The organism is Psychroserpens sp. BH13MA-6, from assembly GCF_052983595.1.
Genome location: NZ_JBRJGE010000004.1, coordinates 170,280 through 194,508, shown reverse-complemented (window position 1 = coordinate 194,508; position 24,229 = coordinate 170,280). Strand labels below are relative to the sequence as shown.

Genomic DNA, 24,229 nt, shown 5'->3' with positions numbered 1-24,229 from the left:
ATGAGGTAAACATATCCTCAGTTTTAACTTATTTGAGTTATTATCAAGACGTTTGTTTTAGTATCTTTAAAGCAACTAAACCAAAATCCGTAATGAAAAAACTATTGTTCTCGATGCTTCTACTAGCATCCCTCTCTCTTTTTTCCCAAGATATTTCCTTAGATCTTCTAAAAAACATGACACCAAGAAACATTGGCCCAGGCGGTATGTCTGGTCGTGTCACGGCCATTGATGTTGTTCATTCGAATCCTGATATTATGTATGTCGGTACGGCTTCAGGAGGCTTGTGGAAGAGTGAGTCTGGTGGAATCAAATGGTCTCCAATTTTTGATAATCAAGTGACAGCTTCCATTGGAGCAGTTGCTATTCAGCAATCCAATCCTAGTGTTATCTGGGTTGGCACAGGTGAAGGCAATCCAAGAAATAGTTTGAATGGTGGTTATGGTATATTCAAATCATTGGATGGTGGTAAAAGCTGGCATGCGATGGGTCTTGAAAAGACGAGACATATCCATAGGGTGATCATTGACCCTACAGACCCTAACACGGTATATGTTGCTGCAATTGGCTCTCCTTGGGGAGAACACCCAGAGCGAGGTGTGTTTAAAACAACCGATGGCGGACAAACATGGAACAAAATATTATTTGCAAATAACAAAACAGGCGCTGCAGACTTGGTCATGGACCCTAAAAACCCTAATAAATTGATAGCTGCCATGTGGGAACACAAACGGGAACCCTGGTTTTTCAATTCAGGTGGCGAAGGTTCTGGACTACACATCACTCATGATGGCGGTAAAACTTGGAAAAAAATAACAGATAAAGAAGGGTTTCCTAAAGGCCATCTGGGTCGTATAGGTGTGGCCATCGCTCCAGGCAAACCAAACATTGTGTACGCTTTGGTTGAAGCTAAAAAAAATGCCCTTTATAAAAGTGAAGACGGTGGATTTCAGTGGAAAAAAATAAACGACAAAAATGATATTGGCAATCGACCATTTTATTATTCAGAAATATATGTAGATCCTCAAAATGAAAATCGCGTATATTCTGTATTTACATACGTGAACGTCTCTGAAGATGGTGGTAAAAACTTTTCGCAACTCATGCCTGCATATGGCGTTTCTAATGGTGTGCATCCCGATCACCATGCTTGGTGGATTCATCCTGAAAATGGTAACTTTATGATCGATGGTAATGATGGTGGTATGAATATCACTAAAGATGGTGGTGATTCTTGGCGTTTTATAGGTAATTTACCGGTCGCACAGTTTTATCACATTGCCGTTGACAATGAAATTCCCTACAATGTCTATGGCGGAATGCAAGACAACGGCTCATGGCGAGGTCCAGCTTATGTCTGGAGAGATCAAGGTATTCGTAACAGCTATTGGCAGGAAATAAGCTTCGGAGATGGTTTTGATGTTGTTCCTGATAAAGACAACTCAAGGTTTGGCTGGTCGATGAGTCAACAAGGATATGTGAGCCGATACGATTGGCAAACAGGTAACAACTATTTGGTAAGACCAACACATCCAGACCCTGATATAGCTCTTCGATTTAATTGGAATTCTGCCATAAATTTGGACCCTTTTGATAATAGTACCTTGTACTTCGGAAGTCAATTTGTGCATAAATCAACAGATAAAGGTGATACATGGACGATTATCTCTCCTGACCTTACGACCAATGATCCCGAAAAACAAAAACAATCTGAAAGTGGCGGACTTACGATGGATGCCACTGGTGCAGAAAACCATACCACCATATTAGTCATAGAGCCTTCACCCTTAGAAAAAGATATGCTTTGGGTAGGTACGGATGATGGAAAAGTACATTATACCACTAATGGTGGTAACTCCTGGAATGATGTCTCAAAGAACCTCAAAGGTTTACCCGAAGGCAGTTGGATTGCCCAAATTAAGGCATCCAATAAACGCAAAGGAGAGGCATTATTAATTGCTAATGACTATCGTCGATTTAATTACACACCTTATGCCTATAGAACCACTGACTACGGAAAAACGTGGCAACGCATTGTGGACACCAATGATGTTGAGAGTTATACCTTATCTATTATTGAAGATCCATTAGAGTCTAATCTCTTATTTTTAGGAACGGATGACGGACTTTATATTTCATTCAATGCTGGAACAAACTGGCAAAAATGGACTAATGGTTTCCCGACAGTCTCGGTTAAAGATTTGGTAATTCATCCTAGGGAGCATGATTTGATTATAGGAACCTTCGGAAGAGCTGCATGGGTTTTAGATGATATTCGCCCGCTACGTGCTTTAGCTAAAGACAAACAATTGACTAATCAAAAATTAAAGTTATTTGAGCCTCCAGTGGCTTATCAAGCCGCATATCAGCAACCAACAGGCAGTCGCTTTGGAGGTGACGCTATGTATCATGGTGAAAATCGAGGCTATGGCGCGAGACTTTCTTATATGTTGAGCGTAGATCAAAAGGAAAACGCTTCAGAAGCCGATAAGGATGATGACAGTGACGCAATGGAAGATACTGATTCAGCAAAAGAAACAGCTGAAGTGAAGTGGGATTCTATCCACCTTCATATCTACGATGGCGATCGCCTAATTCGCTCCTTAAAAAGAAAAACTCCAGATAGCACTGGTATCCATCAATGGACGTGGTACATGGATGAGGCTGGAGCCGATCGTCCTTCTAAACGTCTGCGAAAAAGAGATTATGAACCGAGCGGTGTTTCGGTCAAACCTGGAAAGTATAAAGCTATCATGACCTATGGAGATCAAACTTCTGAAACCATGATAGACGTCAAGATGGACCCAAGAATAAATATGTCAATGGCGAATATTAATGCTGTTTATGAGCAATTGAAAGCACTCGAATCGATGCAGCAAACTACTGCAGATGCCGTCAAGCAATTGGTTGAAAGTAAGAACTTGGCTGAAGACTATCAAAAACGATTTAAAAAATTAGACAAAGATGGCTATAAAGATCAGATTAAAGCCTCGAAAGACATTGTAAAACAAATTGATAGTATACTCGACAGAATCTTTGGAAAAGAGGATAAACGTCAAGGAATCACAAGAAATCCAGAGGTCACTATTATGCAGCGATTTGGACTGGCAAGTGGCTATGTAAGTAGTAGACAAAACGGGATAACATCCACTGAGAACACGTTGATAAAAAATGCGAAAGAAGCGCTTCAAAGTGTCATAAATGACACCAACCAATTTTTTAATGACGACTGGCCAAAATACCGACAAACCATTGAAACTTCAGAGATGAGTCCTTTTAAGGATACTCAAACGTTTAAATTGGATTAAATACAATCAAAAACAACGAATTATGAAATCAAAACTCTTTATCATTTGCATATCTATGGTTATTTTTTCTTGTAAAGAAGACAAGAAAAATGACCTGGTAGAAACAAAAGACATTCAACAATACACCATTGAGCAGTTCATGGATAATGAAGCTGTAAGAGGTGGTAGTTTTTCACAGGACAATTCCAATTTATTAATAACCAGCAACCGCTCTGGAATTTACAATGTGTACACCATTCCAGTTAAAGGTGGTGAATTGACGGCTATCACGGCATCCGACAGCACGTCTTATTTTGCGAATTCTTATTTCCCTAGCGATAATAGGATGCTTTTAAGCGCTGACGGGAATGGCGATGAAATTAGTCATTTGTATGTTCGAGAATTAGATGGTTCTATCAAGGATATTACCCCAACCAAAGGTGCCAAATCTAATTTTTATGGCTGGTCGGATGATGACGCGTATTTATACTATGGTTCGAATCAAAGAGACCCAAAATATTTTGATGTTTATAAAATGTCCATTGCCGATTATTCATCGGAAATGCTCTATCAAAATAACGATGGCTTAGATTTCAGTGGCATGTCGAAAGATGAGAATTACATTGCTTTGACTAAAAGCCTGAATACGAACGACAGTGATTTGTTTTTATTCAATAGGAGTACCAAAGAAATGCAAAAGATTAATGATACTTCAAGTGCCAATTCGGCACAAGACTTTGCGCACGACGGTTCCAAATTTTACTATACCACAGATGATGGCGCGGAGTTTTCATATTTAATGTCGTATGATTTAGAAACACAAGAAAAGCAAAAAGTTCTCGAAAAATCATGGGATATTGTCGGTAGTGGTTTTACTTCTAAAGGCACTTACATGATTGTTTATGTCAATGAAGATGGAAAAAATGCTATTGAAGTCTTTAACAGTGACACGATGACCTCTATCGATTTACCAGCATTCGAAAACAAAAGTATCACAAGTGTTGGATTTAGCGACGATGAAACTTGGATGCGTATGTATGTAGGTGGCTCGGATGCCCCTTCAGATTTATACACCTATAATCTCGAAACCAAAGAGCAATATAAATTGACCAATGTTCTTAATTCGGCCATTGATCCAGATGATTTAGTAACAGCCAAAGTGGTGCGTTTTAAATCATTTGACGGTACCGAAATTCCGGCTATTTATTGGCTTCCTAAACAAGCATCTAAAGAAAACAAAGTGCCAGCAATGGTATGGGTACATGGAGGTCCTGGCGGACAAACACGACAAAATTATCGCGCCTTAGTGCAGTATATGGTCAACCATGGTTATGCGGTCTTAGCCGTTAACAATCGTGGCAGCAGTGGCTACGGAAAAACATTCTACCAAATGGATGATAAAAACCATGGAGAGAAAGACCTGCAAGATTGTGTTGAAGGAAAAAATTGGCTGGCAGAGCAAGCAGAAATTGATGGTGATAAAATTGGCATTATTGGTGGTTCTTATGGTGGTTACATGACGATGGCCGCACTCACCTACACACCTGAAGAATTTGATGTTGGCGTAAATATTTACGGTGTTACCAATTGGATACGTACCTTAAAAAGTATCCCTCCTTATTGGGAATCTTTTAGAGAATCTTTATATCTCGAACTTGGAGATCCGTATACTGCCGATTCTGTTAGGTTAAAAAGAATATCGCCATTATTTCACACCGATAAAGTTACTAAGCCACTGATAGTGTTGCAAGGCGCACAAGACCCTAGAGTCCTTCAGGTGGAATCCGATGAGATTGTTCAAGGCGTCCGAAAAAATGGTGTTCCTGTGGAATATGTCCTGTTTGAAGATGAAGGACATGGCTTCGTTAAAAAGGCCAATCAAATTGAGGCTTACAGTCGCATCTTAAAATTTCTGGACACCCATCTGAAAGAAGAAGGCAAACCTATTGATGGTGAAACACCTTCCACCGAAATTGACGTAGAGGAATCTGAGTAATCAAGGAACATGACACATACAACCTACCATCAAAAAAAGCTTGGGAACCATGGTCCCAAGCTTTTTATTTTTATTGATTGATTTAGACCTTACTATATTTTAAAAGTAATGACTGGTAAGGTGGAATGGTTCGCCACATCTTCTGAAACGCTACCTGTAAAGAAATGAGCCAATCCTTTTCTACCATGTGTTGGGACAGCAATCAAATCGGCACCTAATAGATTAGATGCATTTAAAATTCCTTTTTCTACGGTATAGTCAGACGTGTAATGTACATCATTCAACTTTCCTAAATCACCATCTGCCTTCTTCAGAAAATTAGCCACCTTAGACTCCATTTCTGCGGTACTATTAAACCCTTCACCAGGCACATTCACGTGTATGAGTTTGAGATTTCCAAAAAGTTTGGAAGCCTTTAAGTATGGCTCTACCATTTCATCTGAAAAATCACAAGCAAACGTTACCGTATCAAAATTTAAATTGCTAGGTTTTTGCTTTACTACTAATACTGGGATTTCAGAATAGCGAACAACTTTCTCTGTATTCGATCCTACAAAAATCTCAGATAAACCACTTGTTCCATGTGATCCCATCACAATCATATCAGCATCGTGTTCTTCGGCAACTTCAGCAACTTCACTAAAGACTTTAAAGTGTTTCACAATGGGTGTAACATTGATGTCTTGAAGAAAATCTTTGTCCAAAAATTCGTCAAATTTCTTTTCTGCTAATTTTAAGAAAAATACCATTTTCTCATTATGAGCATCGGTAGAATCCGTAACACGTCCTCTGTCAATTTCGAGCATGTGTAAAACGATAAGTTCTGCATTATTTCGTTTTGCCATAATTGCTGCAGTTTCCAAAGCATATTCAGAATATTCGGAAAAATCTACGGGTACTATTATCTTGTCCATGTTTTTATGTTTTAAATTTGAGTTCTTGAAAATACAAGTTATTGTATAAGTATGAAAATATTTTAAACGATTATTCGTTTAAACCGTCATTGAAAATAAACGTGTACTCGGCTGTTTGCGCTGTAATAAAACATCGAATGCCATACAAACATTACGCACATAAGGTTGACCTTTAGCCGTGACCTTTAAGCCATGTTTCTTAAATTCAACCAAACCATCTAAGGCCATTTCCTGCAATTTAAATACGACGTCTTTAAGCTCATCTATATATAATGTAGCTGTTGACCATTCAGTTTCAAAATGACACATTAAATTTAAAATGTGCTGTCTTACAACTAAATCTTCTCTATTAAGAATATGACCTCGGTATACAGGAATCATGTTCTGGTCTAACATGTGGTAATAGGCCTCTATGCCTTTAACATTTTGAGAAAACCCATACCAGCTATCACTAATTGATGAGACCCCTAAACCAATCATTGCTTGAGTTTTAGAGGCTGTGTAGCCCATAAAATTTCGGTGTAAGGTATGATCTTTCATCGCTTTAAACAAGGTATCCGATTCTAAAGCAAAATGATCCATCCCAATTTCATGATATCCCGTTAAACTTAATAGCGATTTTCCCAATTCATACTGTGCTCGTTTCACTTCACCTGAAGGCAAATCAGCATCCTTATAACCACGTTGACCATTCCCTTTTAACCAAGGGACATGCGCATAACTGTAAAAAGCAATCCGATCTGGCATCATCTTTTTAGTGATCTCTATGGTTTTAGCCACATGTGCTTCTGTTTGAAAAGGCAAACCAAAGATTATATCGTGACCAACGGATGTATAGCCAATATCTCTAGCAGTGTGTGTCGCTTCTTCAACATGTTCAATTGGTTGTATTCTATGTATAGCTTTTTGAACCGTCTCGTTATAATCCTGAACTCCAAAACTCACACGTCTGAAACCCAGATCATAGAGCGTTTGAAGATGTTCTCGTGTTGTATTATTAGGATGTCCTTCAAAACTAAACTCATGCTGTTTATCGATATTTGCACGTCTTAAAATTCCTTTAATTAAGAACTCTAAATTTTCTGGTGAGAAAAAAGTGGGTGTTCCACCTCCTATATGTAACTCCTTGATGTTTGGTCGACTAGGAAGCAAGTCACAATACAAACTCCATTCTTTTAAAACCGCTTTTATGTAAGGTAGCTCGACGTCATGTCGCTTGGTGATTCGTTTATTACAACCACAGAACGTGCACATGCTCTCGCAAAATGGCAAATGAATGTATAAACTAATACCTTCGCGCTCATTACTTTCTAAAAAAGAAGTGACAAGTGATGCTTTCCATTGTTTTAAGGAAAAAGAATTTGGATCCCAATAAGGAACCGTTGGATAACTCGTATAACGCGGACCAGCCACATTATACTTATTGACTAAAGAATTGCACATACCTAAACAATTTGATTCAAAATTAAGCCCTAGCAACCATTTAAAACATGATATAAATCATATCTCGAAAATTATATGAAAAATTTTCTATCAATTTAAATATTGATTATCTTTCAACATAAATAAAACATCTATTAAAATGAAACATGCAATTTTATACATTTCGATATTAGCATTAACCTTTAGCACAGCTTGTAAATCTGATAAAAAAGAAGAGTCTAAAGACGCTACGGAAATGACTACTGAAACAGAAGAAACCGTTACAACTCCAAAAACCACAAGTACAGAGGAGCCTGCCTATTATGCCGATAAGAAAAAACTTACCATGGCTCTTGAACCTAAGAGTGATAGTAAGGTCTCAGGAAATATTGTTTTTACTCAAGATAATGGCGCTGTTACGATGGTTGCGGTAATAAGTGGTCTATCGGAAGGAGAACATGCGATTCATATTCATGAAAAAGCAGACTGCTCCTCAGATGATGGTAAGTCTACAGGAGGTCATTGGAATCCAACAGGTGAACCACACGGAAAATGGGGAGATGACGCTGGTTACCACAAGGGAGATATTGGTAATTTAACAGCTGATGCCAATGGTCATGCTACTATCACAAAAGTTACCGACGAGTGGTGCATTGGTTGTGGCGATGATACTAAAGATATCCTTGGAAAGGCCATTATTGTGCATCAAGGTGTTGATGATTTCAAATCACAACCGTCAGGTGCTGCTGGCACACGCGTAAGCTGTGGTGGTATTATTCAATAAAACGCATATTTAATTCAAAAATGATATTCTACTATAATAGAATATCATAGATTTCGGTGAATCAATCGACTACAACTTTATGGAACTAGACCAGTTAATTACCAATTTTCAAAATAAGGACGAAAAAGCATTTGAAAAATTGTACAACATGTACAGTGACAGTATGCATGGCGTCATATATAACATTGTAAGAGACCATGATATCGCTGAGGAAGTCATGCAAGATGTGTTTATTAAAGCATGGCACAAAGCAGATTCTTATAATGCTAGTAAAGGCCGATTTTTTACGTGGATATTAAATATATCTAGAAACGCAGCCATTGATAAAACACGTTCCAAATCATTTAAGAACTCTGGCAAAAACCTTAATTCAGAATTTTTCGTAGATATTCTTGAGACCAGCGAAAGTCTTGATGACAAGACCGACGCTATCGGAATAAAAAAATTCGTCAATAAGCTAGCCAAAAAGTGTGTTGAAGTTATTGAGTTGCTTTACTTTAAGGGTTATACCCAAAAGGAAGCTTCAGAAACCTTGGAAATGCCCATAGGAACTATCAAGACGCGAAATAGAAATTGTATTAAGGAATTAAGAGAAATGGTATTAAATTAGAATGGATATTAGAGCATACATAGAATCTGGAATACTTGAACTATTTGTGGCAGGAAAACTTTCCGAAGCCGAAAATAAAGACGTTCAAGAAATGATGATAAAACATCCTGAAATTCTTCAGGAAGTTTTAGAAATCGAATCGGCTGTGATTAAATTATCAGCGGCCATGTCTCCAAAAGACAATAAGCATTTATTACAACTCATTAAAGACAAATTAAATTTTGACAATAATGATGTAAAAGTTGTTTCTATAGAAAAAGCGCGCTACAACTGGTTGACTTATACAGGTTGGGCTGCTGCATTAATTGTTGGAGCTGGCTTATTATGGACCATGAATCAAAATCAGCAATTAGAAACACAAGTATCAGACCTTGATATTGAAAACCTCTATTTAGAGAATCAAATTGAAAAGGCGAAATCTGATTTAGCGGTCAAAGAAAATTTGCTAAATGTATTGAGAGATCGAGATATCATCTCTGTTCCTTTAGGCGGACAAGGTGAATTTGCTGATTCTTATGCTAAGGTTTACTGGAATAAGGAGGACAATAGCATTTATTTAGATGCTCAAGGATTACCGAATGCGCCAGAAGGAAAAGTTTGGCAAGTGTGGTCGCTAACATTGAACCCGTTAACACCTACAAGTTTAGGTACTATTGACAATTTCAATGAAGATGCCAATAAGATATTTAATATTGAAAACGCTAATGAAAGTCAGGCCTTTGGTATCACCTTAGAGCCAGCAGGTGGTAGTGAATCACCAACGATGGAACAACTCTATACGCTAGGTGTTGTATCACAACCATAGATAATACAAACAAATAGTTACCAATAGAAAAGCATCAAAAATAATTTGATGCTTTTTTTTGCTCCTGTAAGAAGCGCTCATCTCAATCTTAATTCGGGAGTTTGCACCTACTTAAATCAAATTTTGCCAATGAGACTTGTGTATTTATGGAACTAAACGAGCTGTTAACTTACAATCTTGTTTAAAAGCTTTTTAATCCAATCGTTATTTTCAATTGCAACGCTAAATAGATATCCACTACAATAGGTTTCTACCATCAATTTTGCCTATTGAATCAATTGTCTGGAGTTGACATTTCAATAACGCCTCAATCAACGGCATTAGGGATTTCAAATTCTCTGTTAAGGGTTGATTTAACTTTCAAAAGTTTTATACCATAGAGCCTCTAAAAGATCTTGAATGATTCACTTTGAACTCAAATAGATATTGTCTTATCTGACTGCAAAAATTGACAACGAGACGCTGTTCTATTTGAAGATAGGTGATTTCAAGACGGTGTTCAGAAAGATCTCAACGACTATAATAAAACAAGAAAACACCTACTTACAGACTCGAAGTAGGTGCTTTCCACTAACAAAAAAACTCTAAAATACCATAACATAAGCCATGGTATGTCTTAAGTACCCTTAATCAATTTAATGTTAGTTCTAACCAAGTAATTCCCTCAAATTATTGGTAAAATCTTTAAAATCTATAACTGATACTTCCTTTGATGAAAAATGGTGTCCCAGGTGTAAAATGAATTTCTTCCACTGGTTGAGACTCATTTTGCAATCGTGATTCGGTGGCGAATTGCGTTTCATTCCATTCCACATCAAATATGTTTTCTAACACCAATCCTAAGGTGATATCTCCAAAACTATAATTGGCATTAAAATCGGTAACTAGGTAACCTTCAGCCACAATACTATTATCTTCATTGGCAGGTCTATCATCTATAAATCGATAGCGAATCCCACCGGAAAACCCCTTCAAATCTTTTACAGATAATCCTCCAGCTAAGGTTAAATTAGGCGCTAAAGGAATATAGTCTTCACCTTCAGGAGCTTCTAAACTTCTTGCTCTTGTTAAGGTCAAGTCATTATCTAAATACAACCAATCATTAAATTGATAACGAACACCAAAATCCAAACCGAATCGCTCGGTTTTTCCGCTAGGTTCCACAATTCCAGCATCTCCTACATACACAAATTCTTGCTCAAGAAACAGATACCATAAAGCGGTATTTACCACTAATTTTTTAGTTGGCTTCCAAATATCTCCAACATCTACACCATAAGCTCTTGGCAATATATCCTGACCTAAATTATTTACAACAACGCGTGTATCATTGGAATGAAACCCGATTCCTGATTTTACAAATAATTGTAAATTATCTTTAGCGTTGTAGAACATGTTAAGTTTCGGGCTTACGATTGTTTTAGTTTCGGATTGTAAATCGTAAGATGTCGCTAATTGATCTTCATATAGAAATTTGAAATAATCCAAACGTAAACCAGGTGCTAGCGAAAATTTTCCAAATTGAAATTCCGCATTAACGAACGCATCAAAATTTGTTTGATTAATATCACCCAACTGAATCACCTCTAAGGTTGTTTTTCTATTGAGCGTGTGTGATAATTCCACATCATCAACAATATCATGTCTGAAACCAACACCAGCGTTCAAGGTCATTTCGGTTCGTCCCAAGTAGGTGTTGTGTGTTAATTCAGTGTTCAAACCAAAAATCTGACGGTCTTCCTTTTGACGAATTTGATCACCATTAATAGGGTCTTCTAAAAAGAACGTAAAATTAGAATACAATTCAAAATCGTAATGACTATAAAACGCATTCGACGTGAAGGTTGTTTGATCAGATAATTGCTTACTAAAAGCCACATTGAAATTCGTTCGCTGCGTGTTTCCGCCTTCGGTATCATCAATAGCTCCAAATCGTGTAATATTCCCATTATCAACTTCTCTTTGTGGGATTTGTCCAGAGGCATCCCAACGACTTGTAAAATGAGAAGCTGTAATACTAAGCTTGTCATTTTCAGGGGAGAAATGCACATATTTCCCGAATAAATTGATACGATTAAAATTTTGCGGTGATTCAAACGGTCCATCGGTAGCGATATATTCTGCCGCGATGTAACCGTTTTGATTCTTTGAATTTTCCAATAAATTAAACAGTCCCAATGTTCGTAAAGAATTGAAATCACCAACAGATGTGGTTATTTGACTTTCTTTTAGATAATCCCTTGTCGAAAAAGCCACATAACCTGCTGTATTAAAATCGCCAACTTCGGCGTAATACGGTCCCTTGCCAAAGTCTATTTTATTAACGGTTTCTGGTATGACGAAATGAAGATCACTATAACCTTGACCATGGGCATGTGATACCATATTAACTGGCATACCATCCACAGATATCGATACGTCTGTTCCGTGATCAACGTCAAAACCTCGTAAAAATAATTGTTCTGCCTTTCCTCCTCCTGCATGCTGACCAATGATTAGTCCCGGTACTTTACGCAATACTTCTTGTGATGAGTTCACCGGACTTGTGTTTAAGTCTAATCTACTAATCGTACTAAGTGCGTTCAATTCTTCGGTGATCGTCATCTCTTCCAACTGAAAGGTTTTCTCCTCTAGTATGATTTCTAATGTGTTCTGAAAACTGCTAGCATCAAGCTTTATCGTTTTATTATGATATCCTAACAGACCTACTCTAATGGAATCCCCAACTTTAGAATCCCTTAAGACAAACACGCCATTTTCAGAGGTGTGTGCATGACTTTCAGAGTTCAAATTATAGACATATGCAGCTTCTAATGGCTGGTTCAGTTCGTTGAGAACAACCCCTTTTATTTGTTGAGCATAACTCGTCTGAAATCCTATTATCACAACTAATGGTAGCACCAGTTTCATGTAATGTTTCATGATTTCTGGTTTTACAATTGGTTAATTTTGGCTTCCATCGTAGGACCCAATTCATAAAGACTTGCCAATAGTTCCTTTTTCAACGGCTTTACATCATTTGTTCTTCCGTCAGCCTTATAGATTTCAGCGATATGATATAAGGTGGCTGGCTCATAGGTTTTATTGATGACATGTGCGTCTACAATTTCTATGGCTTTTTCTATATTGCCATTGTTAAAGTAAGCCCATGCTAACAAATCATACGATTGTGGTGTAGGCCTATGTGCTACTTCACTTTTGGCAATAGTGATAGCCTGATCTAATGCCATGTTCTCATCGGTATACAATAACACATTGTAAGCGTTGTACATAGCACCATATGCCTTGTTTTTTACCGCCTTCTTATAAAGGTTTAGTTGTTCCTCTTGCAATTCTTGATTGCCCATATAATCGGCAATTTCAGCTTTTAACAAATAGTAATCAGGTGCTTGATAAGTCTCAGTAACCGTATTTAAAATACGAAGTGCTTCTTTCGGATTTTTTTCATGTGAATAAACAATCCAAGCAATCCCCTTTTTGGCGTAAGCATCATTAGGATCCAATTCTAAGGCTTTTAAAAAATGTGCATAAGATTTTTCTATAGCACCTGCGTGACCGTAAAAATCAGCAATGTTTGTGTAAGACCATTGTTTTAAATCCTTTAAATTGGAGGACTCTGCAATTGCCATAGCCTGCTCCATATATTTGATAGCTGCGTCTAGATTTCCTTTGTGATCACTCCATTTAGCCAATCTAATGAGATAATCAAAATCGCTAAAATTTTCGAAAGTGTTCAGGTATGCTTGTGCTTTATCATAATTTCCTAATTCTAAGTGCACATCAAAAAGCATTTTACGAGTTTCCTGAATGCGTTCACCAAGGGCTTCCGCTTTTTCAAGATGCTCTAGAGCTTCTTTAAATTTATGTTGAGAGATGTAATTATAAGCAAGACTTTTGAGGTATGAAGGATTGTTATAATGGGTGATCTCGTTCACCTTTAACAATTCTTCTTCGGCTTTTTTAAGGTAGGTAATATCACCCGTCGCAGAGAAATAAGAAGTATAAGTGGCTGCTAATTTTCCGATGTAGGGAAACTGATTTGGTGCAGCTTCCAATTTTTTCGACCAAAAGCGTTCGTTCTGGCTTGCTAGATCTAAAGTTTCCTGATTGGAAGCCATAAGATAAGCATTGTAATCGTCTGTGTTTGTAACTTGAAAATTGTCGGTATGGTTGCAGTTAGTAAAGAGAACTGCTACAAATACGACATAAACAAATATGTATTTAGCGTTCATGATTTATAGTTTTTTATATTTTAGAGCTTTGTATTGAAAACTCTGAAACAGGCTTGTTAGTGACCTGTTTCAGAGGTGTTTTATTCTACCAAGGTGAGGCTAGGTAAGGAAATGATGATAAAAATGGTTTATCATTAGCATCCACATTATCATCTGTTAATCCAGGGTTAGCAGATCCATCTGGTCCACCGAAGATTAACAATAATTCTGTGGAAATCACGTCATCTGCCAAAGCACGACCTGTTAATACATTGGTTCCGTCAAAGAATGTGGTTGTTCCTGTTAAAGAAACTGTTAACACATCTGTAGCAAGAGCTCCTGTAAAAGTTGGAGCGTCCATTCCTAAGGCATTAGTTGTATAACCTGGGTTAAGCGCTAACAATTTATTTTCAAATTTAGTTTGAAATGCTGCTCCTTGATTGGAAGGCACTGTGGTGTTAAACGTATTCTTATCCATCATATCCACAAAAACGGTGTTGATAGCTGGTCTAGCCATTTGGTCTTCTTGAACATAAGTTCCTGAAAAGTTTGGCAGAATTGGACCCGTAGTTCCATTATCATCATCGCTACTGCAATTGAATGCAGACACTGATACAATCACAGCGATAGCCATTAATTTTATATTATTGAGTTTCATATTTTTAAAATTTATTGTGTTAATTGAATTCTTGAAGTTTATTGAAAAACCCCTTGTTTATTGTTTTCTTTTAGTTTCTACCCACATGTTCACAGAATCACCTGTACCTAACATTGTTTTTGGTACTTCAACCACTACAGAAAGCACATTTGTTCCTGCGAAGGTATCGGTTCCTGGATCGTTAAACATGGTAGCGTCTCCAGCAATAATTTCACCGTAACGCGAAAAATCCATAAAGAAAGGATCATCTCTCGGACCTGCAAAAAAGCTCATTCCACTATTCGTTTCAACAATGGCATTGGTACCATATGGTGTAATAGCCACCGTATTAAAACCACCTGCGGTCATAATAGTACTATTCAACCCTGTTTGCGTTGGTGCATACGGACCAAAGAAATACATCACACCATCTCTTGGTGTTGCCTGAATAACTAAATCCTCTACAGCATCACCATCATTGTCGATGTTGAACTCGATCATAACGTTTTCATCAAATGCTGCTGCTGCCGTATTTCCTGGACTCAACAAACCTTGTACGTTTGCTACAAACACAAGATTATCTTGGTCTTGCCCCTGAAAAGCATAAATGTCTGTGATATCACTTGTACCACCTGCTACAGCTGGCGCATCAATGTGATCTGCCGCTATCGCGAAAAAGCCAGCAATCGTTAAAACTGCTGCGCCAATTAAAATTTTAGATTTTTTCATAATAAATGAGATTTTTGTTAATTATTTATTTGTCTCTGCTCACACTTACGCAATTATCAGGATAAGGGTTTTGTTAAAATTTTGTTAATGAAATAAAATCGTCGATTTTTCAGAGAAAAAATTAACTTTGTACACTCTTAAATATGATCACATGAACCCATCAACTAGTGGTTGGATTGACAAATTCTGTTCGCAGATTTCAAAAGCACATCGCCAATTGGAGAATTACGATGAATTATATGCGCAACTAAAAGAGAATGGGTTTATTTATGGTGTCAATATTGACATTTCCGATAAAATCGAAAAAATCCATACCTACTCTGAAGATGAATTGGCTAAAATCAATCTTCTAACGGGTCTATATCATATCTATCTTTTTCATAGAAAAAAATTTAGAACGGAAGATTTCATAACCGATCTTCTCAATTTCTACATCGCCTTAGAAGTTTCAGACCTTAGTTTATGGGACAAGCTATTTATTGGTAATAGCAAGCATTCCATGTTAGAGCGTTTGATACATGATCGTATCCAAATAGATGACAACCTGCTTACTCGAAATTTCAATAAATCGATTACCAACTCCCTACTTCATGTTGATATTCTCACCTTCGATCAATTTTTAGAAAGAGAAATAGAGCCTAAATCTTATGCTGCGAATCTCGAAAGCATCATCATTGGAACCTTGTATCAATCCTTAAATTCAAAAAGTAAAATCACAGAATACGACAAGGAAATCATTGATATTATCGAAACTTCAACCTCATATATTGATGATGAAGAATTGGATGTGGAGGATTTAATTTACGATATCAAATATGATATTACAGACCACGAGAAAAAATACCTGATTGATTTGATGTGCCTCTCTATTTGGGATGACGAAATTCTGGAGAAATCTGAATATCAGTTTTTAAAACAGCTTGTAAAACGTTTGGATCTTGACATTTCAGAAATTCAAGATTCGATTCTTTCGGTATCTAAATTTCATGTTGAACACAAAAAGGAAGTTTTATTATTTCAACAAACCAATCCCATTTCTAATTTCTATGAAAATTCTTCACAATTAGTAAATAAATTAATTAGAAGAAATAGCAAGCGCTTAGTCAAGGAGGTGAACCAGAGTAAAGAGTTGATGCGTTTAATTAGTAAATCTACAACTACCGATTTAAGCAAAGAAGAGCAAAAGCAACTTCAAGCACAATTACTAGACATTCTAAAAACAATACCAAGTTTAGCCATCTTTATGTTACCAGGTGGTGCCATTTTACTACCTATTTTCGCGAAATTAATACCTAATATGTTACCTTCAGCATTTGACGATAACCGTATCGAAGACTAATTATTGTTTTATAAATTTAAAATCAGCGGTACCTTTTTGCGATTGAAAATGCAAAAAATACAAGCCAGATTTTAATTGATTTACTGGAATCGCCAAAGCCATATCATTCGAAATTTCCAAGGACATCACCTGTCGTCCAGAAATATCGATAACAGAATAGTCCCCTTGGAAAGGTTTGTCAAAATCCACGTAAAACGTGTCACTCACTGGATTTGGATAGGTCGATATCCCTTTTAAAAGTAAGGAATTGGTGGCTAATGTTGCGGATGACGAAGCTGCACTAACCACCGTGTTATTCAACACACCGTCTATCGAATAAGCGGTAATTTTGAACCAAACCTCATCACCTTCAGTTAAATTTGAACCATCCCATAAATATGTAGTTTCAGTAAGGCCTGTAACAATGGTATTAAATGTATTTTGATTGTCAATACTATAAGCTAAATCATAGAAAATAGGACGGCCGTCATCTGGATTTTCTAAGTTCCATGAAATAGGCAAACCCGTATCATAAACACCTGATACTGGTGATGTTATTGTAACGTCAGGATGCTCATAATCATGTAACAATTCAGCAAAACCGATACCTGTTACAGGACTACCGTTCACTGTACCAGTAATAGAAGTAGCACCTTCAAAGAATCTAAAGGGCAACTGAACTTCAGTATTATCATGCAAGGTTGTAATAATTAAGTCTAAATTATTGGTATCGGAAGTTAGGCGCCATTGCTGCGAATAGCATCGTTGCAAATCTGGCATCCAATTGAAAGCCAAGCGCTCTATTTCGAAATCATCGGTTGTATATTGCGTTGTTTCATCGACATAAGCAGACAATATTTTGTATTTATCTGTGTCTGGAATCAATCGATCTGAAGTAAAAATATTCCAAAGATTTAAATCCATACCATTGGATAACTGCATACTAAACCACTCATATTTTTCACCAGTCAAAGGATTAAAATTCCCATATTGACGGTCGATCCAACCTGTTCCTACAACTGCTTCCGTCGTGCCATTAAAAGTTAAAGTCCCTGTCACAGCATTCATTGTTTGGGAGAAATAATACGTGTAGTTGGTAGCGCCTTGTTCTAAAAATCCATCATCACCTAAAATCAGAGGTCGTTTAAGAGTTTCAAAATCTAAATCCAAACCTGCGTTAGTTGTTAAAGCGAACAGCTCATATTCAAAAGGAATGTCATTATTGGCAATATCCTTTTTATTCTGCCAAGATTCTGTACCAGCTAAAAACACATTCGCTACTAAATCAAAACTAGTGGTCGAAAGCGTTGTATAGTTTAGAGGTTTGACATCTTGAAGAAATGTTCCAGTAGCATCATCCGTAATATTTAAGATTCTAAATCCGTCAAATCCCGATTGTGGATAATGAAAAAAGGTATACATGTAACTGTAGCTTTTACCCGTAGTCTGACCCACCAAGTGTCCAGCTGTATACCACCATTCTATAGGTTCCGTTACATGACGTCCTTCATCTTGAGGGAAAGTAATTAATCCATCAGGTGCGTAAGGATAAGTCTTCCAATCTTGAGCTGACGTCAAAAAGCCCATTAGGGAAATGACTAGTAAAAATTTGAATTTAAGTTTCATATTACCAGATTTTACTAGTGAAACTATCAGATTATAGGTATTCGATACAAAAAAATCTGTTTACTAACCAATTTTTGGGATTTATGTCACAAATACGTCACTAAAGAGGCTGAATTACCTTTGAAAATCTCAATACAAATGGACTTTAAAATTCGAAAATATAAGATGTTGCTAGTCAAGCCAATCCTTAAAATCCTTAACGCGTTCACGTGCCACGATCACCTCTTGCTCTTTAAATGTGTGGAGTTTTATTTGCAATCTAGAATTAGTATAGGTCAACATATCTTGAATGGCATTGACATTCACAATATATTTGCGGCTAATTCTAAAAAATTTATGTGGTTCTAATTCGTCTTCTAGTTGTTCCAAAGTAGTATCCAATAAGTAATTTCGACCTTCAGAAGTGTAGACATAAGTCCCTTTATTCTCGCTGTAAAAACATTCGATATCATCAATATTAATGAGTTTTAAATGTTGTCCAACTTTTACAGAAAATCGTTGTTTGTATTCCCGTTCAATAGGGTTGACCAGCAATTTCTTAATATCATTAAAGTCTAAAGTCACTGTTTGCTGCTTGGGTGTTCTGTTTTTATACTTAGCCACTGCTTTGGCCAAATCATCCTCATCTATTGGTTTTAGCAGATAGTCAATACTATTTAACTTAAAAGCTTGCAGTGCGTATTCATCATAAGCCGTTGTAAAAATCACGGCAGATTTGATATCGATGGTTTCAAAAATTTCGAATGAAAGACCGTCACTGAGTTGAATATCCAAAAAAATGAGATCTGGATGCTCGTTATTTTGAAACCAATGAATGGCTTCCTCTACGGAATGCAACATGGTATCAGTGTCTAATTTCAATTCTAATAGCATTCGTTTTAAGCGTCGTGCAGATGGTTTTTCGTCTTCTATAATAATAACTTTCATGGTGTACGTATCTAATCTTAGGTTTTCAAAAAATAGGGATTGAATTATTCCCAATGCTTGTTTTCTTTGTCCATAAACTCTTTAATCTTTCGCTGTTCCCAATTTTTTCCAAAAAAAACGTCAGGACCAAAAACGCCGAGGAAGTGAAATAACAGTCCAATTCCCCAAAAAAATGCGGTAGAGAATGTGGCAAAACTCCAAAATGTACCACCATTTATTACAATTAAAGTGATGATAAAAATGTTCACAATGACATAAGAGGCTAGATGCCAATAAAATCCGACAATCTTTTTAACTTTTTCTTTGGCACGTCTGTAGGCCTCTTCTCTTGCGAACTTTTCCTGATGGCTATCTTCCGCATCTCTATAGGGTTCTATATCATATGGTTTCATACTATTCTGTTTTTAATTCCAACGTTGTTTTTCTTCTTCTTGCATAAATTGTTCGATCTTCCTTTTCTCCCAATTTCTACCAAAGGCACCATTATTAACAAACACTTTAAACGCCTGAAAGCAAAGACCGATACCCCAACCAAACATTGGGAACCAAAACCATTGAAACTGCCAATACGTTCTGTAATTAATAAAAATTAAAAATGGAATGACCACAAAATAAGATGCTAAGCTATAGTAAAAAGCTTTTAACTCCTCGACGTAGTTTCGCGCGCGCACATAACTATCGTCAAATTTTGATTTAGATTCTATAGGTCTCATAATTGTTACTTGTTTTGTAAGCATTGGAATTGCGACGGCAAAACTGTTTGCTTGTTGATTGATTTGTACTGTTTTTTTTGTAAGCAATCTATAGCGTTGCTTAATGTTTTCTAATCCCACACCACTGCTCTTTTTGACGATTTGCTTGGGTTGCAAATTATTCTCGACAACTAAGCTATCTCCAGATTCATAAATTTTAATATGTAAGGGTTTGTTACTCGTTACCATATTGTGTTTGACGGCATTCTCTAGCAATAACTGAAGTGACAGCGGCACTACTTTAGACTCTGGATTGGATGCTTTTTCAGGAATTTCAAAAATGATACTATCCTCAAATCGCATTTTTAAAAGGGACATGTAAGTGCGTGCAAAATCTAATTCCTCGTCAACCGTTATCAGTTCTTTACTTTTTTGCTCCAGCACGTACCGATACACTTTTGATAAGGACGTTGTAAACTGTTGTGCATTTTTGGGGTTTTCCTCAATTAAGCTTGTAAGCACATTTAAGCTATTGAACAAAAAGTGTGGGTCCAATTGGTTTTTTAAGGCATCGAATTTAGCACTCGCTGCTCCTGCTATGACCTTTTGCTCTTTTAGTTTATTTTTCTGATAGCGATTATAGAAAAATATGATGTGAAATACCGAAACAATGGGAAAAGTCACCCATAATCCAAACGAATAATTATTCCATGTTTCATTTGCAATAAAGGTGTCAAAAGGCATCCCATAAATCAGCACTTCAACAATCATCCTCAATATAAATAGGTCTATAAGCGTAATTACCAGAGCTCCAAGGGCACCCAAAAGAATTCGTTTAATGGTATCTCCTTTTTTCCAACGCCGCTTTTCCATGATATCGAAAAAGTACATATTAGTATAACCAATAACGAAGGAATACAACTGGTAGAGCATGAAATCAACTAAGAAATCATTCACCGAATCGAATTGAAAGTTTCCAGAAAAAAGATGTCCAATAACGAACACAACGCATCCGATAAAAAAGGTGATGACAATATTTTTAGTTGATTTGACCATAATGACTTATTCTTTACAGGATTTTACCACTTGTTCTGCTCTCTCTTTACCCCAATTTGGATGAAATTCACTTGCAGGCTTAAAGTTAGCAAAAAGTTCTATGGATTTTTCGATAGACGCACAATATGGTGTTGTGTCTTGTCCGAAATAACGAGCACTACCCATGGCCCATTCTGCTTTTCCAAAAACTACCCGTGGATTTTCAGGTGCTAATTGATATGCCTTGTTATAGAGCTCGGCAATTTTCCCTGAATATTTCATACCGTATTTCATGCCGTCAAAAGCTACCCAGTTGGTTAAGACATAGGCCTGTAGTACTAAGATTTCAGGATTATCACTACTGATAGCCATGGCACTATTAATATGCTCCTGAGCCTTGTCTAATTGAACTTTTAACAGCTGTTCATCTTTAATATTCCAACTCTTGTTACTATTCATTAAGGCAATATAATAATGAGGTAACCATTTGTCGGTTTCAGCATTGGCAATGCGCTCAAACATATTTTCAGCTTCATCATTTTTGTTTTGCCCCCAAAGTTCAAAAGCTTTTTGCATGCCATTTTCATAATTCCCTTGTGCAAACGTCATCGTTTGACTCAAAAGGAAAAAGATAAAAATTTTAGTAAGTGTGTTCATAATTTCTACATATTGATTGTTGGGTCAAATATCTGAAGGACTGTTTTGCTTTTAAAAAATTAATCACCGAATTGTATTTTTTGAATGACGAACTGTAATTATTAAAAAAAAGAGTAACTTATTACTATACTTTCCTACTTATCATGTATCAAAACAATCATAAAAAACACGACACGATGAAAAACTTAGTATTTATTTCAACATTATTCTTTTTTGTTTTTGGCCTGAATGCCCAGGACAAGCGGTTGAAAGGCATAGAAAAAGAGCTAAACAAAGTGCTAGAATACACCAATAGCCCAGGCTTCGCAGTAGCTGTAGTTGAAGGTAATAATGTTGTTTATGCCAAAGGTTTTGGTTATAGGGATTACGAAAATAAAGTCCCTGTAGATGCTAATACCTTATTTGCAATTGGTTCAACATCGAAGGCATTTACCTCTGCCATTTTGGGCATTTTACGTGACAAAGACGAACTGTCTTTCGATGATAATCCGAGAAAGTTTATACCTGAGCTTGAGTTTTATAATGATGATATGAATGACCACTTGATTATAAAAGATCTTATGCGACACAGTAGTGGACTCCCGAGACATGACGGTTCTTGGTACTTTTTCCCATCTCACGATAAAGATAGTCTCATTCAACGTTTGAAATATCATGAGCCTTTCACAGGAATCAGACAACAGTGGTATTACAATAACTTTGGCTTTTTAATACAAGGGGTGATAGCTGAAAAAATAACTGGTAAAAGCTGGGAGGAAACTATCAATGATTATTTCTTTGAGCCTCTAAATATGAATAGATCAAATACTTCCATCGCAGAAATGAAATCCAGTTCTAATGCTGCTTTCGGTTATCAATTAAAAGAAAACGATGTTATCAGTAAAATGGATTACTATGATATTGCTGGTATGTCTCCAGCAGGAAGTATTAATAGTAGTGTCAATGATATGTCCAAATGGTTAATTACTTGGATTAACGATGGTAAGTATAATGAACAAGACATCATCCCAGAAAATTATATCAACGAAGCCATGAGTTCGCAAATGATCGTTGGAGGGAACATTCCAGATGATGAATTTCCAGATATTCATTTTGCAAACTATGGTTATGGCTGGATGTTGCAGTCTTATAAAGGTCATTACCGTGTTGAGCATGGCGGAAACATCGATGGTTTTTCCGCCAATGTCGCTTTTTTTCCAAGTGACAAGGTGGGCATCGTAGTTTTGGCAAATCAAAATGGATCGGCAGTACCCTCGTTAGTGCGAAACATCATGGCAGATCGAATGATTGGTGCTGAAAAAACTGATTGGGCTGAACGATACAAGGAACGATTAGACAAAGGCAAAAAAGAACAAGAAGAAGCTAAAAAAGAATCGTCATCTTCAAAGGTCAAAAATACTAAGCCTTCACATATCAACTTAGACTACACAGGTTCTTATAATAATGATGGCTACGGAACGTTTGATATCTATGTTGAAAATGATTCGTTGTTTTCGAAAATCAATAATGATAAGGTGTATTTGCACCATTTTCATTATGATGTTTTTGAACTTGTTGATGTCGTTGAAAACAAAGTAGATACCACACAATATGGTAATGCTATAAAAGTGAACTTTAGCACCAATGATGCTGGTGATATTTCTGATGCTAAAATTAAAATTGAACCAACTTTAGAGGCTATAACATTCAAAAGAACACCAAAAACAATTGATGTCGATTCTAAAACTTTGGAATTATATCCAGGTGATTATGAATTAGCTGGCACCACTATTAAAGTCTACATTAAAGAAGACATACTCTACCTTTTTGTACCTGGCCAACCCGAATATGAGTTGATAGCCACAGATACTCATAAATTTTCATTTAAGACACTGGAAGGATTTAAAGTTGAGTTTATTGAAGCAGACAATGGTGACATTATAGAACTAAAAGCGATCCAACCTAACGGTGCCTTCATCGCAAAAAAGAAATAATGACGACATAAAAACAGATTAAAAAAACACTTCTTGGGAAGTGTTTTTTTAATCTATTTCAGCTAGTACTTTATCGGTCGCCCACTGTATGGCAGTTTCAAGATTATTGAACCTTTTAATTTTTTTATGGAAGAACAAGTTTTCAATGACGACATTGAGAATACTACTTTGCGTGTAACCCACCACTCCATAAGCTTTTAACTCATAACTATTCTTAAAAAAATTAAGCCAATCGTTTGGTTTTACCGAATATGAATGGATACGGTGTGAAATGTATACAAGATCACTACCATCAGTATTTAAGTAAGTGGTCACATCATTAACAATTTGTTTCGCATGATCTTCCCATGTAAAAGTTATACCATCGTTAATTTCAGAAACAACGAAACGCTTAAAAACATAAACATGACCGAAAGAATATTCGAATTCCTTCAAAATGTTCTCATAATAAATAGTATCTCTCAGGCGTAACATATAAACAAGTTAAGAAATAATGTTTAAAAGCAAAGTGTTTTACAAGTTTTCCGCAAGCGATTATTCTTAAGCAATTAAGAGACAAGTCAATGGTAAAACAAAAAAAGAAGCACCAATTAACATGGTGCTTCT

Annotated in this window: 19 protein-coding genes; 7 read left to right on the top strand and 12 right to left on the bottom strand. The window is 36.5% G+C overall.

Going from position 1 to position 24,229, the window contains the following annotated elements:
* The first annotated feature begins 92 nt into the window (after positions 1 to 92).
* Together ACU8DI_RS09955 and ACU8DI_RS09950 are read left to right on the top strand one after the other, a co-directional pair.
* Positions 93 to 3,308: a WD40/YVTN/BNR-like repeat-containing protein gene (locus tag ACU8DI_RS09955; protein ID WP_447112625.1), complete on the top strand. Its 3,216-nt coding sequence runs from the start codon at positions 93 to 95 to the stop codon at positions 3,306 to 3,308.
* Positions 3,309 to 3,330: 22 nt separating this feature from the next.
* Positions 3,331 to 5,283, top strand: coding sequence for a S9 family peptidase (locus ACU8DI_RS09950; protein WP_447112624.1), 1,953 nt, complete (start codon positions 3,331 to 3,333; stop codon positions 5,281 to 5,283).
* A gap of 92 nt (positions 5,284 to 5,375) precedes the next feature.
* Here the strand turns inward: ACU8DI_RS09950 and ACU8DI_RS09945 are convergent, their stop codons facing one another.
* Both ACU8DI_RS09945 and hemN read right to left on the bottom strand, forming a co-directional pair.
* Positions 5,376 to 6,197, bottom strand: coding sequence for a universal stress protein (locus ACU8DI_RS09945; protein WP_447112623.1), 822 nt, complete (start codon positions 6,195 to 6,197; stop codon positions 5,376 to 5,378).
* Positions 6,198 to 6,275: 78 nt separating this feature from the next.
* Positions 6,276 to 7,640 (bottom strand): oxygen-independent coproporphyrinogen III oxidase, encoded by a 1,365-nt coding sequence (hemN, locus tag ACU8DI_RS09940; protein ID WP_447112622.1) that lies wholly within the window; start codon positions 7,638 to 7,640, stop codon positions 6,276 to 6,278.
* Positions 7,641 to 7,779: 139 nt separating this feature from the next.
* On the opposite strand from hemN, the gene ACU8DI_RS09935 reads away from it, so the two are divergent.
* The 3 genes from ACU8DI_RS09935 to ACU8DI_RS09925 all read left to right on the top strand — a co-directional run bounded on the left by ACU8DI_RS09935 (position 7,780) and on the right by ACU8DI_RS09925 (position 9,818).
* Positions 7,780 to 8,403 (top strand): superoxide dismutase family protein, encoded by a 624-nt coding sequence (locus ACU8DI_RS09935; RefSeq protein ID WP_447112621.1) that lies wholly within the window; start codon positions 7,780 to 7,782, stop codon positions 8,401 to 8,403.
* A 79-nt stretch (positions 8,404 to 8,482) separates the two neighbouring features.
* The gene (locus ACU8DI_RS09930) at positions 8,483 to 9,013 is read left to right on the top strand and encodes an RNA polymerase sigma factor (RefSeq protein ID WP_447112620.1); all 531 of its coding nucleotides are present in this window, start codon (positions 8,483 to 8,485) and stop codon (positions 9,011 to 9,013) included.
* Between the two features lies 1 nt (position 9,014).
* Positions 9,015 to 9,818 (top strand): anti-sigma factor, encoded by an 804-nt coding sequence (locus ACU8DI_RS09925; protein WP_447112619.1) that lies wholly within the window; start codon positions 9,015 to 9,017, stop codon positions 9,816 to 9,818.
* Positions 9,819 to 10,502: 684 nt separating this feature from the next.
* On the opposite strand, the gene ACU8DI_RS09920 is transcribed toward ACU8DI_RS09925, so the two are convergent.
* The 4 genes from ACU8DI_RS09920 to ACU8DI_RS09905 all read right to left on the bottom strand — a co-directional run bounded on the left by ACU8DI_RS09920 (position 10,503) and on the right by ACU8DI_RS09905 (position 15,395).
* Positions 10,503 to 12,740 carry a TonB-dependent receptor gene (locus ACU8DI_RS09920; protein WP_447112618.1) on the bottom strand — a complete coding sequence of 746 codons (2,238 nt, stop codon included), beginning with the start codon at positions 12,738 to 12,740 and terminating at the stop codon, positions 10,503 to 10,505.
* A gap of 11 nt (positions 12,741 to 12,751) precedes the next feature.
* On the bottom strand, positions 12,752 to 14,050 hold the full coding sequence (locus ACU8DI_RS09915) for a tetratricopeptide repeat protein (protein ID WP_447112617.1): 1,299 nt from the start codon (positions 14,048 to 14,050) through the stop codon (positions 12,752 to 12,754).
* A gap of 85 nt (positions 14,051 to 14,135) precedes the next feature.
* Entirely contained in the window at positions 14,136 to 14,687 is a 552-nt protein-coding gene (locus tag ACU8DI_RS09910) for a DUF4331 family protein (protein WP_447112616.1), read from the bottom strand.
* Between the two features lie 57 nt (positions 14,688 to 14,744).
* On the bottom strand, positions 14,745 to 15,395 hold the full coding sequence (locus ACU8DI_RS09905; RefSeq protein ID WP_447112615.1) for a DUF4331 family protein: 651 nt from the start codon (positions 15,393 to 15,395) through the stop codon (positions 14,745 to 14,747).
* Between the two features lie 151 nt (positions 15,396 to 15,546).
* Here ACU8DI_RS09905 and ACU8DI_RS09900 point away from each other — a divergent pair, with 151 nt between their 5' ends.
* Positions 15,547 to 16,734 (top strand): LETM1-related biofilm-associated protein, encoded by a 1,188-nt coding sequence (locus ACU8DI_RS09900; RefSeq protein WP_447112614.1) that lies wholly within the window; start codon positions 15,547 to 15,549, stop codon positions 16,732 to 16,734.
* Here the strand turns inward: ACU8DI_RS09900 and ACU8DI_RS09895 are convergent, their stop codons facing one another.
* From ACU8DI_RS09895 to ACU8DI_RS09875, 5 genes are all read right to left on the bottom strand, one after another.
* On the bottom strand, positions 16,735 to 18,339 hold the full coding sequence (locus tag ACU8DI_RS09895) for a lipocalin-like domain-containing protein (RefSeq protein WP_447112613.1): 1,605 nt from the start codon (positions 18,337 to 18,339) through the stop codon (positions 16,735 to 16,737).
* A gap of 171 nt (positions 18,340 to 18,510) precedes the next feature.
* On the bottom strand, positions 18,511 to 19,266 hold the full coding sequence (locus ACU8DI_RS09890; protein ID WP_447112612.1) for a LytR/AlgR family response regulator transcription factor: 756 nt from the start codon (positions 19,264 to 19,266) through the stop codon (positions 18,511 to 18,513).
* A gap of 44 nt (positions 19,267 to 19,310) precedes the next feature.
* Entirely contained in the window at positions 19,311 to 19,658 is a 348-nt protein-coding gene (locus ACU8DI_RS09885; RefSeq protein WP_447112611.1) for a 2TM domain-containing protein, read from the bottom strand.
* Between the two features lie 12 nt (positions 19,659 to 19,670).
* Positions 19,671 to 21,014, bottom strand: a complete 1,344-nt coding sequence (locus ACU8DI_RS09880) for a histidine kinase (RefSeq protein WP_447112610.1) — start codon at positions 21,012 to 21,014, stop codon at positions 19,671 to 19,673.
* A 6-nt stretch (positions 21,015 to 21,020) separates the two neighbouring features.
* On the bottom strand, positions 21,021 to 21,650 hold the full coding sequence (locus ACU8DI_RS09875; protein WP_447112609.1) for a hypothetical protein: 630 nt from the start codon (positions 21,648 to 21,650) through the stop codon (positions 21,021 to 21,023).
* Positions 21,651 to 21,826: 176 nt separating this feature from the next.
* Between ACU8DI_RS09875 and ACU8DI_RS09870 the strand changes: the two genes are divergently transcribed.
* Complete coding sequence (locus ACU8DI_RS09870; RefSeq protein ID WP_447112608.1) at positions 21,827 to 23,623, top strand: serine hydrolase; 1,797 nt, start codon at positions 21,827 to 21,829, stop codon at positions 23,621 to 23,623.
* 48 nt (positions 23,624 to 23,671) lie between these two features.
* On the opposite strand, the gene ACU8DI_RS09865 is transcribed toward ACU8DI_RS09870, so the two are convergent.
* Positions 23,672 to 24,097, bottom strand: a complete 426-nt coding sequence (locus ACU8DI_RS09865; protein ID WP_447112607.1) for a hypothetical protein — start codon at positions 24,095 to 24,097, stop codon at positions 23,672 to 23,674.
* Positions 24,098 to 24,229: the final 132 nt, after the last annotated feature.

Excerpts from the sequence above, each read along its gene's own strand:
- ACU8DI_RS09955 (WP_447112625.1), top strand. The coding sequence starts at position 93 with ATGAAAAAACTATTGTTCTCGATGCTTCTACTAGCATCCCTCTCTCTT.
- ACU8DI_RS09950 (WP_447112624.1), top strand. The coding sequence starts at position 3,331 with ATGAAATCAAAACTCTTTATCATTTGCATATCTATGGTTATTTTTTCT.
- ACU8DI_RS09945 (WP_447112623.1), bottom strand. The coding sequence starts at position 6,197 with ATGGACAAGATAATAGTACCCGTAGATTTTTCCGAATATTCTGAATAT.
- hemN (WP_447112622.1), bottom strand. The coding sequence starts at position 7,640 with ATGTGCAATTCTTTAGTCAATAAGTATAATGTGGCTGGTCCGCGTTAT.
- ACU8DI_RS09935 (WP_447112621.1), top strand. The coding sequence starts at position 7,780 with ATGAAACATGCAATTTTATACATTTCGATATTAGCATTAACCTTTAGC.
- ACU8DI_RS09930 (WP_447112620.1), top strand. The coding sequence starts at position 8,483 with ATGGAACTAGACCAGTTAATTACCAATTTTCAAAATAAGGACGAAAAA.
- ACU8DI_RS09925 (WP_447112619.1), top strand. The coding sequence starts at position 9,015 with ATGGATATTAGAGCATACATAGAATCTGGAATACTTGAACTATTTGTG.
- ACU8DI_RS09920 (WP_447112618.1), bottom strand. The coding sequence starts at position 12,740 with ATGAAACATTACATGAAACTGGTGCTACCATTAGTTGTGATAATAGGA.
- ACU8DI_RS09915 (WP_447112617.1), bottom strand. The coding sequence starts at position 14,050 with ATGAACGCTAAATACATATTTGTTTATGTCGTATTTGTAGCAGTTCTC.
- ACU8DI_RS09910 (WP_447112616.1), bottom strand. The coding sequence starts at position 14,687 with ATGAAACTCAATAATATAAAATTAATGGCTATCGCTGTGATTGTATCA.
- ACU8DI_RS09905 (WP_447112615.1), bottom strand. The coding sequence starts at position 15,395 with ATGAAAAAATCTAAAATTTTAATTGGCGCAGCAGTTTTAACGATTGCT.
- ACU8DI_RS09900 (WP_447112614.1), top strand. The coding sequence starts at position 15,547 with ATGAACCCATCAACTAGTGGTTGGATTGACAAATTCTGTTCGCAGATT.
- ACU8DI_RS09895 (WP_447112613.1), bottom strand. The coding sequence starts at position 18,339 with ATGAAACTTAAATTCAAATTTTTACTAGTCATTTCCCTAATGGGCTTT.
- ACU8DI_RS09890 (WP_447112612.1), bottom strand. The coding sequence starts at position 19,266 with ATGAAAGTTATTATTATAGAAGACGAAAAACCATCTGCACGACGCTTA.
- ACU8DI_RS09885 (WP_447112611.1), bottom strand. The coding sequence starts at position 19,658 with ATGAAACCATATGATATAGAACCCTATAGAGATGCGGAAGATAGCCAT.
- ACU8DI_RS09880 (WP_447112610.1), bottom strand. The coding sequence starts at position 21,014 with ATGGTCAAATCAACTAAAAATATTGTCATCACCTTTTTTATCGGATGC.
- ACU8DI_RS09875 (WP_447112609.1), bottom strand. The coding sequence starts at position 21,650 with ATGAACACACTTACTAAAATTTTTATCTTTTTCCTTTTGAGTCAAACG.
- ACU8DI_RS09870 (WP_447112608.1), top strand. The coding sequence starts at position 21,827 with ATGAAAAACTTAGTATTTATTTCAACATTATTCTTTTTTGTTTTTGGC.
- ACU8DI_RS09865 (WP_447112607.1), bottom strand. The coding sequence starts at position 24,097 with ATGTTACGCCTGAGAGATACTATTTATTATGAGAACATTTTGAAGGAA.